A 14549-nucleotide genomic window follows, 5' to 3' on the forward strand; every position below is an offset into this window, starting at 1 on the left:
TGTCTTATTGTGCTTTCCTTCGAAAACACAATGGGACAGGTTCCAGACAAATCAACGTATTAGATAGATAAGGAAAACCCCCATGTCAGAACGTCTCCAAAATGACGTGGATCCGATCGAAACTCGCGACTGGCTACAGGCGATCGAATCGGTCATCCGTGAAGAAGGTGTTGAGCGCGCTCAGTATCTGATTGATCAGCTGCTTTCAGAAGCTCGCAAAGGCGGGGTGAAGGTTGCTGCAGGTGCAGGGGCTAACAACTACGTAAACACGATTGCCGTCGAAGACGAACCGGAATACCCGGGCAATCTGGATCTGGAACGTCGTATCCGTTCTGCAATTCGCTGGAACGCCATCATGACCGTTCTGCGCGCGTCCAAGAAAGACCTGGAGCTGGGTGGCCACATGGCGTCCTTCCAGTCTTCTGCAACCGTTTACGAAGTGTGCTTCAACCACTTCTTCCGTGCTGCTAACGAGAAAGACGGCGGCGATCTGGTGTACTTCCAGGGCCACATCTCTCCGGGCATCTATGCACGTGCATTCCTGGAAGGTCGTCTGACTGAAGAGCAGATGAACAACTTCCGTCAGGAAGTTCACGGTAAAGGTCTGTCTTCTTATCCGCACCCGAAACTGATGCCTGAATTCTGGCAGTTCCCGACCGTATCTATGGGTCTGGGTCCAATCGGCGCGATTTATCAGGCTAAGTTCCTGAAATATCTGGAACACCGTGGTCTGAAAGACACCTCTGAGCAAACCGTTTACGCCTTCCTGGGCGACGGCGAAATGGATGAGCCAGAATCTAAAGGCGCGATCACCATCGCGACCCGTGAGAAGCTGGACAACCTGTGCTTCATCATCAACTGTAACCTGCAGCGTCTGGATGGTCCGGTAACCGGCAACGGCAAGATCATCAACGAACTGGAAGGCATCTTCGCAGGTGCAGGCTGGAACGTGATTAAAGTCATGTGGGGCGGTCGTTGGGATGAGCTGCTGCGTAAAGATACCAGCGGTAAACTGATCCAGCTGATGAACGAAACCGTTGACGGTGACTATCAGACCTTCAAATCCAAAGACGGTGCCTACGTTCGCGAGCACTTCTTCGGCAAATATCCTGAAACCGCAGCACTGGTTGCAGACTGGACTGATGAGCAGATCTGGGCCCTGAACCGTGGTGGTCACGATCCGAAGAAAGTCTACGCTGCACTGAAAAAAGCGCAGGAAACCAAAGGTAAAGCGACTGTAATCCTGGCCCACACCATCAAAGGTTACGGCATGGGTGATACCGCAGAAGGTAAAAACATCGCTCACCAGGTTAAGAAAATGAACATGGACGGCGTGCGTTATATCCGCGACCGTTTCAACGTTCCAGTGACCGATGAGCAGGTAGAAAACCTGTCTTACATCACCTTCCCGGAAGGTTCTGATGAGCACAAGTACCTGCACGAACGTCGTCAGGCGCTGAAAGGCTACCTGCCAGCTCGTCAGCCTAACTTTACCGAGAAACTGGAACTGCCAGCGCTGGAAGACTTCTCTCAGCTGCTGGAAGAACAGAACAAAGAGATCTCTACCACTATCGCTTTCGTTCGTGCCCTGAACGTGATGCTGAAGAACAAGTCGATCAAAGATCGTCTGGTTCCAATCATCGCCGATGAAGCGCGCACTTTCGGTATGGAAGGTCTGTTCCGTCAGATCGGTATCTACAGCCCGAACGGCCAGCAGTACACCCCGCAGGACCGTGAGCAGGTTGCATACTACAAAGAAGACGAGAAAGGTCAGATCCTGCAGGAAGGTATCAACGAGCTGGGCGCAGGCGCATCCTGGCTGGCTGCTGCGACCTCTTACAGCACCAACAACCTGCCGATGATCCCGTTCTACATTTACTACTCGATGTTCGGTTTCCAGCGTATCGGTGACCTGTGCTGGCAGGCAGGCGACCAACAGGCTCGCGGCTTCCTGGTCGGCGGTACTTCTGGTCGTACGACGCTGAACGGTGAAGGTCTGCAGCACGAAGATGGCCACAGCCACATTCAGTCTCTGACTATCCCTAACTGTATCTCTTACGACCCGTCTTACGCGTACGAAGTAGCAGTCATCATGCATGACGGTTTGCAGCGCATGTACGGTGAAGCGCAAGAGAACATTTACTACTACATCACCACCCTGAACGAAAACTACCACATGCCGGCAATGCCAGCAGGTGCCGAGGAAGGTATCCGTAAAGGTATCTACAAACTCGAAACCCTCGAAGGTGGCAAAGGTAAAGTTCAGCTGCTGGGCTCCGGTTCTATCCTGCGTCACGTTCGTGAAGCAGCACAGATCCTGGCGAACGACTACGGCGTAGGTTCTGACGTGTACAGCGTAACCTCCTTCACTGAACTGGCGCGTGATGGCCAGGATTGTGAGCGCTGGAACATGCTGCACCCAATGGAAACTCCGCGCGTTCCGTACATTGCTCAGGTAATGAACGATGCACCAGCGGTAGCGTCTACTGACTATATGAAACTGTTCGCTGAGCAGGTTCGTACTTACGTACCTGCTGATGATTATCGCGTACTGGGTACTGACGGCTTCGGTCGTTCTGACAGCCGCGAAAACCTGCGTCACCACTTCGAAGTTGATGCTTCTTACGTAGTGGTAGCAGCACTGGGCGAACTGGCTAAACGTGGCGAAATCGATAAGAAAGTGGTTGCAGACGCAATTACCAAATTCAATATCGATGCAGATAAAGTTAACCCGCGTTTGGCGTAAGAGGTAAAAGAATAATGGCTATCGAAATCAATGTACCGGACATCGGGGCTGATGAAGTTGAAATCACCGAGATCCTGGTCAAAGTAGGCGACAAAGTTGAAGCTGAACAGTCGCTGATCACCGTAGAAGGCGATAAAGCCTCTATGGAAGTCCCGTCTCCTCAGGCTGGCATCGTTAAAGAGATCAAAGTCTCTGTTGGCGATAAAACCGAGACCGGCAAACTGATCATGATTTTCGATTCCGCCGACGGTGCAGCAGCTGCTGCACCTGCGCAGGAAGAGAAGAAAGAAGCCGCTCCGGCCGCCGCTGCTCCAGCAGCTGCCGCAGCAGCGAAAGAAGTGAACGTGCCTGACATCGGTGGTGATGAAGTTGAAGTCACTGAAATCCTGGTGAAAGTGGGCGATACCGTTGCGGCTGAGCAGTCTCTGATCACCGTAGAAGGCGACAAAGCCTCTATGGAAGTTCCAGCTCCGTTCGCCGGTACTGTTAAAGAGATCAAGATCAACACCGGTGACAAAGTGTCCACTGGCTCCCTGATCATGGTCTTCGACGTGGCGGGTGCAGCACCTGCCGCCGCGCCTGCACAGGCAGCTGCTCCGGCTCAGGCCGCAGCACCAGCCGCTGCCGGTGGCGCGAAAGACGTGAACGTACCGGACATCGGCGGTGACGAAGTTGAAGTGACCGAAGTGATGGTAAAAGTGGGCGACAAAGTTGCTGCTGAACAGTCACTGATCACCGTTGAAGGCGACAAAGCTTCTATGGAAGTGCCGGCACCGTTCGCGGGTACCGTTAAAGAGATCAAAATCAGCACCGGCGACAAAGTGTCTACCGGCTCTCTGATCATGGTCTTCGAAGTGGAAGGCGCTGCGCCTGCCGCGGCTCCGGCTGCTGCTGCTCCAGCCCCTGCTGCTGCACCGGCTCAGGCGGCTAAACCTGCTGCGGCACCTGCTGCTAAAGCGGAAGGCAAATCTGAGTTCGCTGAAAACGACGCTTACGTTCATGCAACGCCGCTGATTCGTCGCCTGGCGCGCGAATTCGGTGTGAACCTGGCAAAAGTGAAAGGGACGGGCCGTAAAGGTCGTATCCTGCGCGAAGACGTTCAGACCTACGTGAAAGACGCGGTGAAACGCGCCGAAGCTGCACCTGCTGCAGCCGCTGGCGGCGGTATCCCGGGCATGCTGCCATGGCCGAAAGTGGACTTCAGCAAGTTCGGCGAAATCGAAGAAGTGGAACTGGGCCGTATCCAGAAAATCTCTGGTGCGAACCTGAGCCGTAACTGGGTGATGATCCCGCACGTTACGCACTTCGACAAAACCGATATCACCGATCTGGAAGCGTTCCGTAAACAGCAGAATGCTGAAGCTGAGAAGCGTAAACTGGACGTGAAATTCACCCCAGTTGTCTTCATCATGAAAGCGGTTGCTGCGGCTCTGGAACAGATGCCACGCTTCAACAGCTCTCTGTCCGAAGATGGCCAGAAGCTGACGCTGAAGAAATACATCAACATCGGTGTTGCGGTTGATACGCCAAATGGTCTGGTTGTTCCAGTCTTCAAAGACGTGAACAAGAAGAGCATTACTGAGCTGTCCCGTGAACTGACCGTGATCTCCAAGAAAGCGCGTGATGGTAAGCTGACTGCTGGCGAAATGCAGGGCGGTTGCTTCACTATCTCCAGCATCGGCGGCCTGGGTACCACCCACTTCGCGCCGATTGTGAACGCGCCGGAAGTGGCTATCCTCGGTGTGTCCAAGTCCGCGATGGAACCGGTATGGAATGGCAAAGAGTTTGTGCCGCGTCTGATGATGCCAATCTCTCTGTCCTTCGACCACCGCGTGATCGACGGTGCTGATGGTGCGCGTTTCATCACCATCATCAACAACACCCTGAGCGACATTCGCCGCCTGGTGATGTAATGGAAAAGCCGGCCAATCGGCCGGCTTTTTTCTGTTAATCTCATGTTGTTTGTGAGGTTAATGGCGAAAGCGACAATTCGTGAGCCGTTTGTTGTTTCAAAATTGTTAACAATTTTGTAAACTGCGGGCGGATAGAACGTCCCGGTGGATGAAGGGCGAGAAGTACCTGGACCGCCGGAAATCAATAAGAGGTCATGATGAGTACTGAAATCAAAACTCAGGTCGTGGTACTTGGGGCAGGTCCCGCAGGTTACTCTGCAGCCTTCCGTTGCGCTGATTTAGGTCTGGAAACCGTAATCGTAGAACGTTACAGCACCCTCGGCGGTGTTTGTCTGAACGTTGGCTGTATCCCTTCTAAAGCTCTCCTGCACGTAGCGAAAGTTATCGAAGAAGCCAAAGCGCTGGCTGAACACGGTATCGTCTTCGGCGAGCCGAAAACCGATATCGATAAGATTCGTACCTGGAAAGAGAAAGTTATCACTCAACTGACCGGCGGTCTGGCGGGTATGGCTAAAGGCCGTAAGGTCAAAGTGGTAAACGGTCTGGGTAAATTTACCGGCGCGAACACCCTTGAAGTGGAAGGCGAAAACGGTAAAACCGTGATTAACTTCGACAACGCGATCATCGCTGCGGGCTCTCGTCCAATCGAACTGCCGTTCATTCCACATGAAGATCCACGCGTGTGGGATTCTACCGATGCGCTGGAGCTGAAAACCGTTCCTAAGCGCCTGCTGGTCATGGGTGGCGGTATCATCGGTCTGGAAATGGGTACCGTGTACCATGCGCTGGGTTCAGAGATTGACGTGGTTGAAATGTTCGACCAGGTTATCCCGGCTGCCGATAAAGACATCGTTAAAGTCTTCACCAAACGCATCAGCAAGAAATTCAACCTGATGCTGGAAACCAAAGTCACTGCCGTTGAAGCGAAAGAAGACGGTATCTACGTTTCCATGGAAGGCAAAAAAGCGCCTGCAGAAGCACAGCGTTACGACGCCGTTCTGGTGGCTATCGGCCGTGTGCCGAACGGTAAAAACCTCGACGCGGGCAAAGCTGGCGTGGAAGTTGATGACCGTGGTTTCATCCGCGTTGACAAGCAGCTGCGCACTAACGTGCCTCACATCTTTGCAATCGGCGATATCGTCGGTCAGCCTATGCTGGCGCACAAAGGTGTTCACGAAGGCCACGTTGCCGCTGAAGTTATCGCCGGCATGAAGCACTACTTCGATCCGAAAGTGATCCCATCTATCGCCTACACCGAGCCAGAAGTTGCCTGGGTGGGTCTGACGGAGAAAGAAGCGAAAGAGAAAGGCATCAGCTACGAAACCGCCACCTTCCCGTGGGCTGCTTCTGGCCGTGCTATCGCTTCCGACTGCGCAGATGGCGTAACCAAACTGATCTTCGACAAAGAAACTCACCGCGTCATCGGTGGTGCGATTGTCGGCACCAACGGCGGCGAGCTGCTGGGTGAAATCGGTCTGGCTATCGAAATGGGCTGTGACGCCGAAGACATCGCGCTGACCATCCACGCTCACCCAACTCTGCACGAGTCTGTGGGCCTGGCTGCTGAAGTGTTTGAAGGTAGCATCACCGACCTGCCAAACGCCAAAGCGAAGAAGAAATAAGTTTCTTCCTGCTTGCTAAACGCCTCCTTCGGAGGCGTTTTTTTTGTCTGCTCAAACGCAGCGCAATCGTCAGTCAGGGGGCGACAGGCTGCCATGATTTATCAAGATGGTACGCCGTTAATGCCTGCGCTTTCTGCTCTGAATCGCTGCCGAAATTGGTCTGATAGACCTTGTCGTCCTGATTAATCATGAAGCTCATCACGCCCGTCTGACCGTAGCTGACCGGCCAGGCAACCATCGCAAAGCCGTTACTGTCTGGCAGAATACGAAATCGATAGCCGTGATAGCCTGTACCGGGCTCTTTCGGACTGAATGCCGGGCCAAGCGGGCTTGGCGCTTCGCCGGGTTCAGCAGGCCAGTACAGACCGTCCTTTTTCCCTGCTGAACTCACAATCTTCTGGGCGTACTTCTGGTTCATCGCATAATAGCTTTGCTGGGCATCAACATAGGCATGAAGCGCTTCGATGGCGGCAAGTTCATTGCGTCCGATCTCGCGAGTCTGAATTTCCTCGGCGGCTTGCTGAATATCGAACTGCCAGCCGGACGCCGTTTTGATCGCCGGAATGGGGAGCTGCCAGCTGCTGTCTCCAACGACAAGATGGGCCGTCTCGCCGTCAACAACCGTATCATGACGAACTTTCCAGTCGCGCAGGAAGCGATCGACGGCATCGGGGTCGACCCCTTCAGGCGGCAGAAAATCGCGCCAGTTTTCCCCTAACAGGTTGCTCATCGCCGTTTCATTTTGCGTGCCGATTGCGCTGACCAGCGCATCGGTTGCCTGGCCCGGCGTGCTGAAGGATTGTTGCGCCATTGCCGTGACCGACATCATGAACAACACGATTCCACTGAGTAATTTATTTTTCATGTCGGCTCCCTTAGCGATGACGAAATTCACGATGTTCACCACGTCCGGCTTGTGTCTGTCGTGGCTGCTGATTGCGCGATGACGCCTGTCGGCTCTGAGCACCTCGCTGCTGTTGTGCCTGCCAGTTGGCGGAGCGGCTGTCGTTGCCGCTTAGTGCGTTGGCGCGCGGCTGGCCGATTCGCTGCTGAATATGCTTCTGCTGTGGGCTGCGCTGTTGTGCCGTCTGTGAAACCCGTTTCTCTTGTTTCTGAGCGGTGGCCTGACGATTCTCTCGTTGCTGTGTCGTGACCCGTTTCGCGGCTTGCGGTTTGGTGTCGTAACCCCGGTAGTTGCTGCGCTGCGAAATTTGCTTCAGCTGTTGGCTGGAGGCCTGACGCTGAGCCTCTTTGGTTCCCGGACGCGCAGTTTGAGGGAAAGTTTTGCCCGTCGATTTTTCCATTTGGTTCATTGCGGCCTGGCGTTGGCTATCGCGGTTGAGGGGTTTTTGCTGCGTTGAACTGAGCCCTGTTGCCGCGTTCGTAGTGTGGAAGCGGTTATTGAGCTGGCTTGTGGGGTAGGGCACCCCTTCACGATAAGCCGGGTTATGCTGCCAGGTTCGGTTAGCATCTGTGAGCCGGTCTCCGCTGATCTTATTGAAGTTTTCGACGTTGATGTTGATGTTGTTATCACCGTTGCGGTTGTAACCGCCGTGATGATCCCAGTCATCATCATGATGGTGATCCCAGTCGTCGTCCCAGTCGATGCTGCTGAATATCGCATAGGTTGTCGCCACCCCCAGGCTGAAGCCTAAACCGTTAACAAAGCTGCTGCCAAACTGCTCGCCGGGCGTGGGCGGAAGGTAGGTTGGCGGATAGGCGGTGTTTGGCCATGTCCCGTAAACCGTATTCGGATTATAGGTGGGGACATAAACGACCTGCGGGTCGGCGGATTCAATCTTGATAACCGTTGGGTTTGTGGTGGCAGTGGGAGCGCTGGTAAGGGGCGTTGACGCGCTCGTGGCGGTTTTCGCGGGGGCCGGTTTTGTCTCGGTGGTGACCTTCTGCTGGGGCGTCGATTGTAGTGCGCCGGTTTGCTGTGCCAGCAGGCGCAGTCGCTGCACGGAATCCATCACATCTTTCGGCTGCGCGAGAAACGCATCGCCCAGATTTTGTACCCACGGCGGATTTTCCCCTAACAGCGACATGAGCTGAGGGAAGGCAACCAGCGATTTTACGCTCGGATCCCAGGGCTGGCTGGCTACAGCCTGGATAGCCGCATCACCTTGCATTTTAGGATTATCTTTTGACCACTGGGCAGCCTGGATAACGTTGGACGGGTAGGTTGACGCCATCAAAATTTGCGACAGTAGAGCATCCGGATAGAGCGCAACAGGTGCCACCCACTGATCGATTTGTGCAGCACTGTACGTCGGCGGCGCAGCCGGTGCGGGCTGTACGGCGGGTGTCGGCGTAGCTGAAGGGGGTTGCGTGGCGGGCGCGGGGGCTGCAGGCTCCGTTGCACGGCTTTTGACAAACATCACGCCAGAGGCGGCAAACAGCCCGGCACTGCAGAGAAGGACAAGCAGGTATGGCTTAAAGGGCAACTTCATAAATTGACTCCAACGAGACAAGCGCTGTGCCGTGAGGCGTTCTTGTTGCCGCGAGTATTATTCACCCGTGTATGACTGTTTTGACTTTTCTAGGGAAACCCCCGGCGTGTCCGGATAAAGAGTGTGAGCATTTATTACACAATTATATCGGATAGCTGAAAAGCCGCTGGGATAATGAGATTGTCATGATGGTTTGCGAGCCATTAAATCGTTCTTTCTTCCCGCTACACTATCCTTAACGATTCAGCAAATTTTTTAATGTTGCTTTTTTGTAAACGGATTAACACTGTGCAGAAATCCTGCTATGCTGCCCGACGCGGTATCGGGCATTTACCCTACAAACTGCTGTCTCACAGGAGCGTGAAGAAAACGCCCGCCGCATATGACAATGAGAGCGAGGAGAACCGTCGTGCTAGAAGAATACCGTAAGCACGTAGCAGAACGTGCCGCCGAGGGAATTGTACCCAAACCTTTAGATGCAACCCAAATGGCCGCGCTCGTCGAGCTGCTGAAGAATCCGCCCAAGGGCGAAGAAGAATTCCTGTTAGATCTGTTGATCAACCGCGTACCGCCTGGCGTAGATGAAGCTGCCTACGTAAAAGCCGGATTCCTTGCCGCCATCGCCAAAGGCGATGCAACCTCCCCACTGGTTACTCCTGAAAAAGCGATTGAACTGCTCGGCACCATGCAGGGCGGTTATAACATTCATCCGCTGATTGATGCGCTGGATAACGATAAGCTGGCTCCGATCGCCGCCAAAGCGCTCTCTTCCACGCTGCTGATGTTCGATAACTTCTACGATGTAGAAGAAAAAGCCAAAGCAGGCAACGCTTACGCGAAGCAGGTTATGCAATCCTGGGCTGATGCAGAATGGTTCCTGAACCGTCCAGCGCTGGCTGAAAAAATGACCGTGACCGTGTTTAAAGTGACCGGTGAAACCAACACGGATGACCTCTCTCCGGCGCCGGATGCCTGGTCTCGTCCGGATATCCCTCTGCACGCCCTGGCGATGCTGAAAAACGCGCGTGAAGGCATTGAGCCGGATCAGCCGGGCAGCGTGGGGCCGATCAAACAGATCGAAGCCCTGCAGAAGAAAGGTTTCCCACTGGCTTATGTTGGTGACGTAGTTGGTACGGGCTCTTCTCGTAAATCCGCAACCAACTCCGTGCTGTGGTTTATGGGTGATGACATTCCTCATGTGCCGAACAAGCGCGGCGGTGGCCTGTGCCTCGGTGGCAAAATTGCCCCTATCTTCTTCAACACCATGGAAGATGCTGGCGCATTGCCAATCGAAGTGGACGTAAGTAACCTGAACATGGGCGACGTGATTGACGTTTATCCGTTCAAAGGTGAAGTGCGTAACCACGAGACAAACGCGCTGCTGGCAAGCTTCGAGCTGAAAACCGACGTGTTAGTTGACGAAGTGCGTGCCGGTGGTCGTATTCCGCTGATCATCGGTCGTGGCCTGACCACCAAAGCGCGTGAAGCGCTGGGCCTGCCGCACAGCGACGTGTTCCGTCAGGCGAAGGACGTGGCTGAGAGCGATCGCGGTTACTCCCTGGCGCAGAAAATGGTTGGCCGCGCGTGCGGCGTAGCCGGTGTCCGTCCAGGCGCGTACTGTGAACCGAAGATGACGTCCGTGGGGTCTCAGGATACCACTGGCCCAATGACCCGTGATGAACTGAAAGACCTGGCATGTCTGGGCTTCTCTTCTGACCTGGTGATGCAGTCTTTCTGCCACACTGCGGCCTATCCAAAGCCGGTTGACGTGACCACGCACCACACGCTGCCTGACTTCATCATGAACCGTGGCGGTGTTTCCCTGCGTCCGGGTGATGGTGTTATCCACTCCTGGCTGAACCGCATGCTGCTGCCAGATACCGTGGGTACCGGCGGCGACTCCCACACCCGTTTCCCGATTGGTATCTCTTTCCCGGCGGGTTCAGGTCTGGTGGCGTTTGCTGCTGCGACCGGCGTGATGCCGCTGGATATGCCAGAGTCCGTGCTGGTCCGCTTTAAAGGCAAAATGCAGCCAGGGATCACGCTGCGCGACCTGGTTCACGCTATCCCGCTGTATGCCATCAAACAGGGTCTGCTGACCGTTGAGAAGAAAGGTAAGAAAAACATCTTCTCTGGGCGTATCCTGGAAATTGAGGGTCTGCCGGATCTGAAGGTTGAGCAGGCATTCGAGCTGACCGATGCGTCCGCCGAGCGTTCTGCAGCAGGTTGTACCATCAAGCTGAATCAGGCTCCGATTGAAGAGTATCTGACTTCCAACATTGTGCTGCTGAAGTGGATGATTGCAGAAGGCTATGGCGACCGTCGTACGCTGGAACGTCGTATTCAGGGCATGGAAAAATGGCTTGCCGATCCGCAGCTGCTGGAAGCAGATGCTGACGCAGAATACGCGGCAGTGATCGACATCGATCTGGCTGATATCAAAGAGCCGATCCTGTGTGCGCCGAACGATCCGGATGACGCACGTCCACTGTCTGCCGTGCAGGGAGAAAAGATCGACGAAGTGTTCATCGGTTCCTGCATGACCAACATCGGTCACTTCCGTGCTGCCGGCAAGCTGCTGGATACCCATAAAGGCCAGCTGCCAACCCGTCTGTGGGTGGCACCGCCTACCCGTATGGATGCGGCTCAGCTGACCGAAGAGGGTTACTACAGCGTGTTTGGCAAGAGCGGTGCGCGTATCGAAATCCCTGGCTGTTCCCTGTGTATGGGCAACCAGGCGCGTGTTGCTGACGGTGCGACGGTAGTGTCTACGTCTACCCGTAACTTCCCGAACCGTTTAGGTACGGGCGCAAACGTCTTCCTGGCATCTGCGGAGCTGGCGGCGGTTGCCGCGCTGATTGGCAAACTGCCAACGCCTGAAGAGTATCAGACCTTTGTTGCTCAGGTTGATAAGACGGCGGTGGATACCTATCGCTATCTGAACTTCGACCAGCTCTCTCAGTACACCGAGAAAGCTGACGGAGTTATCTTCCAGACGGCGGTATAACAGCAAAACCGTCTCGTAGAGACGGTTTTTAGTGTTTGTACCCTCTTCTGTGGGAGAGGGACGGGGTGAGGGCATCAGGCCGCAGGGTCTTGCTCTCACCTTTTTATTTTCATTCCTCCCACCTCCCACGCTTTTTTTCTTTCTCTCTGCTGCGATAATTACCCTAATGGCTTTGCAGAGGAAAATATGATGGATTACGAATTTCTGCGCGACATCACTGGAGTGGTGAAAGTGCGTATGTCGATGGGCCACGAAGCCGTTGGACACTGGTTTAACGAAGAGGTGAAAGACAATCTTGCGCTTCTTGACGAAGTTGAACAGGCGGCGAATACGGTAAAGGGCAGCGAGCGCTCCTGGCAACGCGCCGGGCATGAATACACGCTGTGGATGGATGGCGAAGAGGTGATGGTGCGTGCCAACCAGCTCGAATTTTCAGGTGATGAGATGGAAGAGGGCATGAACTATTACGACGAAGAGAGCTTGTCGATGTGCGGCGTGGAGGATTTCCTTCAGGTTGTGAACGCCTACCGCGAGTTTATGAAACAGAAATAACACACCGGAGCGTCCCTGCTCCTCGTGCTGTCTACACGGCCGGAATATTGCGGCCGTAGTAGATTTCGCGCATCTCTTTCCAGAGCAGGTCGGTAATCATCTTCCGCTCTTCTTCGCTTAACTCTTCCGGTCGGGTATGGAACATGTAGTGCTTAAGGTCGAACTCCTTAAGCATCATCTTGGTATGGAAGATATTCTCCTGGTACACATTCACGTCCACCATGTCGTAAAGCGCCTTCATGTCGTCGGACATAAAGTTTTGAATGGAGTTGATCTCGTGATCGATAAAATGCTTCATGCCGTTGATATCACGCGTGAAACCGCGCACGCGATAATCAATAGTGACAATATCGGATTCCAGCTGGTGGATTAAATAGTTCAGCGCATTCAGCGGTGAAATCACGCCGCAGGTGGACACTTCGATATCGGCACGGAAGGTACATAGCCCGCCTTCCGGGTGGCTTTCCGGGTAGGTATGAACGCAGATATGGCTTTTGTCCAGATGCGCCACCACCACTTCAGGGAGCGGGCCCGGGTGTTCAGTTTTGTCGATAACATCCGGATCGATCGGCTCTTCGCTGACCAGTATGGTCACGCTCGCGCCCTGAGGTTCATAATCCTGACGGGCGATATTGAGGATATTCGCGCCAATAATCGAGCAGGTTTCTGACAGGATCTCGGTCAGTCGGTTGGCGTTGTAGAGTTCATCGATATAGGCGATATAACCATCGCGCTCTTCCGCTGTTTTGGCATAGCAGATATCGTAAATACAAAAACTCAGGCTTTTGGTCAGGTTGTTAAAGCCATGCAGTTTCAGCTTTTTCAATTAGCTCACCCCCTTAGAGGATAACGCGTCTTGCAGATACTGCGGCAAGGCAAACGCGGCGGTATGAATGGCCGGGTTGTAATAGCGGCATCGCAGACCCGCCTGATGGAAGCGGGCCTGGATAATTTCGGTCGAGAGATGACGCAGCACCTCGTTATCGCTTGCCCAGGCGAAGGTCATGATCCCGCCGTAGTAGGTGGGAATCGCGGCTTGATAGAAGCTGACATCGCCAAAGTACGTGCTCAGCTTGCGGTGGCTATCAAGCGCTTCATCCTGCTGCAGGAAGCAGACACCGTTTTGCGCCACGAAGATACCGCCTGGCTTCAGGCAGCGCTTACATCCTTCATAGAACGATGAGGTAAACAGCGATGCGCCGGGGCCAATAGGGTCGGTGCAGTCGGAGATAATCACGTCGAAGGTTTGTGCAGTTTGGTTAACAAAATTGACGCCGTCGTCGATAACCAGATTGAAGCGCGGGTCGTCATAGCTCCCGGCATTGTGGTTCGGCAGATACTGGCGACAGAAAGAGACCACGCCCGCATCAATTTCAACCATGGTGATGGTTTCAACGGTTTTATGGCGAGAGACTTCACGCAGCATGGCACCGTCGCCGCCGCCGATGATCAGCACGTGTTTCGCGTGGCCGTGCGCCAGCAGCGGAACGTGGGTCATCATCTCGTGGTAAATAAACTCATCACGCTCGGTGGTTTGCACCACGCCGTCAAGCGCCATCACGCGGCCAAAGGCCGCGTTCTCGAAGATAATCAGATCCTGATGGTCGGTTTTTTCGTGATAAAGCACGTTATCAACGGCAAAGTATTGACCAAACTGGTCGTGCAGCGTTTCTTGCCATACCGTTTTCTCGGTCATGGGCTGTCCTCTCCTTCGTTAACATCCATTACTTCCAGCAGGATGGGCGCAACACATAACCGCCGTTAAGCGGTTAGCGGTCAACAAGGGGGCGTCGGGAAGGTTACTTCACGTAGGCGAGCAGGCTGAGTGAATCGCGAGCCAGCGCTTTGCATTTTTTTGCAGTGGGGATGCCAATACCGCTTAAGTCACGGTAGCTGTCTTCACCGAGCGCCTTCATGTCGAAGCTGTCGTAGTTGCTGAGATCCCATTGGTTCTGCTGGGCAAAAAAGACCAGTGCGCGACGAATTTGCCCGTTGGGTAAATTCTGGTAACCACAATCGTTTTTCAGAAACACAAAAACTGCCGTCAAATCGGCCATATCTTCTGCTTCGTTTTCACTCAGCGCGTAACTGTTCGCACACATCGCCATCAGGCTACTGAACAAAATTGTTCTGAAAAACGTCTTCATTGCTTCTACCACTGCATCACGGAAAATTAACGTTAGCATACTTGATGCCAGGCCGACGATCTTTATTATTGCCGCCATGCTTGACCTTCCGGTAAGGGAAGGGTTTATG

The 14549-nt window shown here is 54.0% G+C and carries 10 protein-coding genes; 5 read left to right on the forward strand and 5 right to left on the reverse strand.

Annotated elements, in window-relative coordinates; genetic code table 11:
* Positions 1–82 precede the first annotated feature (82 nt).
* The 3 genes from aceE to lpdA all read left to right on the forward strand — a co-directional run bounded on the left by aceE (position 83) and on the right by lpdA (position 6281).
* Positions 83–2746, forward strand: coding sequence for a pyruvate dehydrogenase (acetyl-transferring), homodimeric type (aceE, locus tag V5P19_RS13390; protein WP_334404004.1), 2664 nt, complete (start codon positions 83–85; stop codon positions 2744–2746).
* Between the two features lie 14 nt (positions 2747–2760).
* The gene (gene aceF / locus V5P19_RS13395) at positions 2761–4659 is read left to right on the forward strand and encodes a pyruvate dehydrogenase complex dihydrolipoyllysine-residue acetyltransferase (protein WP_334404006.1); all 1899 of its coding nucleotides are present in this window, start codon (positions 2761–2763) and stop codon (positions 4657–4659) included.
* 197 nt (positions 4660–4856) lie between these two features.
* Positions 4857–6281 carry a dihydrolipoyl dehydrogenase gene (gene lpdA, locus V5P19_RS13400; protein ID WP_334404165.1) on the forward strand — a complete coding sequence of 475 codons (1425 nt, stop codon included), beginning with the start codon at positions 4857–4859 and terminating at the stop codon, positions 6279–6281.
* Positions 6282–6354: 73 nt separating this feature from the next.
* Here lpdA and V5P19_RS13405 read toward each other — a convergent pair whose 3' ends face one another.
* Both V5P19_RS13405 and V5P19_RS13410 read right to left on the reverse strand, forming a co-directional pair.
* A complete protein-coding gene (locus V5P19_RS13405; protein WP_334404008.1) occupies positions 6355–7146 on the reverse strand; it encodes a DUF2950 family protein in 792 nt (263 codons plus the stop codon).
* A 10-nt stretch (positions 7147–7156) separates the two neighbouring features.
* A complete protein-coding gene (locus V5P19_RS13410) occupies positions 7157–8734 on the reverse strand; it encodes a DUF3300 domain-containing protein (RefSeq protein ID WP_334404010.1) in 1578 nt (525 codons plus the stop codon).
* 409 nt (positions 8735–9143) lie between these two features.
* Between V5P19_RS13410 and acnB the strand changes: the two genes are divergently transcribed.
* Both acnB and yacL read left to right on the forward strand, forming a co-directional pair.
* Positions 9144–11741 (forward strand): bifunctional aconitate hydratase 2/2-methylisocitrate dehydratase, encoded by a 2598-nt coding sequence (acnB, locus tag V5P19_RS13415; protein ID WP_334404012.1) that lies wholly within the window; start codon positions 9144–9146, stop codon positions 11739–11741.
* A 189-nt stretch (positions 11742–11930) separates the two neighbouring features.
* Positions 11931–12293, forward strand: a complete 363-nt coding sequence (yacL, locus tag V5P19_RS13420; RefSeq protein ID WP_334404167.1) for a protein YacL — start codon at positions 11931–11933, stop codon at positions 12291–12293.
* A 31-nt stretch (positions 12294–12324) separates the two neighbouring features.
* On the opposite strand, the gene speD is transcribed toward yacL, so the two are convergent.
* From speD to V5P19_RS13435, 3 genes are all read right to left on the reverse strand, one after another.
* Positions 12325–13119, reverse strand: coding sequence for an adenosylmethionine decarboxylase (gene speD / locus V5P19_RS13425; RefSeq protein ID WP_334404013.1), 795 nt, complete (start codon positions 13117–13119; stop codon positions 12325–12327).
* Positions 13120–13989: a polyamine aminopropyltransferase gene (gene speE, locus V5P19_RS13430; RefSeq protein WP_334404015.1), complete on the reverse strand. Its 870-nt coding sequence runs from the start codon at positions 13987–13989 to the stop codon at positions 13120–13122.
* Between the two features lie 103 nt (positions 13990–14092).
* Positions 14093–14440, reverse strand: a complete 348-nt coding sequence (locus V5P19_RS13435; RefSeq protein ID WP_025756784.1) for a YacC family pilotin-like protein — start codon at positions 14438–14440, stop codon at positions 14093–14095.
* Positions 14441–14549 lie beyond the last annotated feature (109 nt).

It is taken from the genome of Enterobacter sp. UNJFSC 003 (assembly GCF_036903355.1).
GTDB lineage: Bacteria > Pseudomonadota > Gammaproteobacteria > Enterobacterales > Enterobacteriaceae > Enterobacter.

Coding starts and splice junctions, on each gene's coding strand:
- aceE (WP_334404004.1), top strand. CDS start 83: ATGTCAGAACGTCTCCAAAATGACGTGGATCCGATCGAAACTCGCGAC.
- aceF (WP_334404006.1), top strand. CDS start 2,761: ATGGCTATCGAAATCAATGTACCGGACATCGGGGCTGATGAAGTTGAA.
- lpdA (WP_334404165.1), top strand. CDS start 4,857: ATGAGTACTGAAATCAAAACTCAGGTCGTGGTACTTGGGGCAGGTCCC.
- V5P19_RS13405 (WP_334404008.1), bottom strand. CDS start 7,146: ATGAAAAATAAATTACTCAGTGGAATCGTGTTGTTCATGATGTCGGTC.
- V5P19_RS13410 (WP_334404010.1), bottom strand. CDS start 8,734: ATGAAGTTGCCCTTTAAGCCATACCTGCTTGTCCTTCTCTGCAGTGCC.
- yacL (WP_334404167.1), top strand. CDS start 11,931: ATGGATTACGAATTTCTGCGCGACATCACTGGAGTGGTGAAAGTGCGT.
- speE (WP_334404015.1), bottom strand. CDS start 13,989: ATGACCGAGAAAACGGTATGGCAAGAAACGCTGCACGACCAGTTTGGT.
- V5P19_RS13435 (WP_025756784.1), bottom strand. CDS start 14,440: ATGAAGACGTTTTTCAGAACAATTTTGTTCAGTAGCCTGATGGCGATG.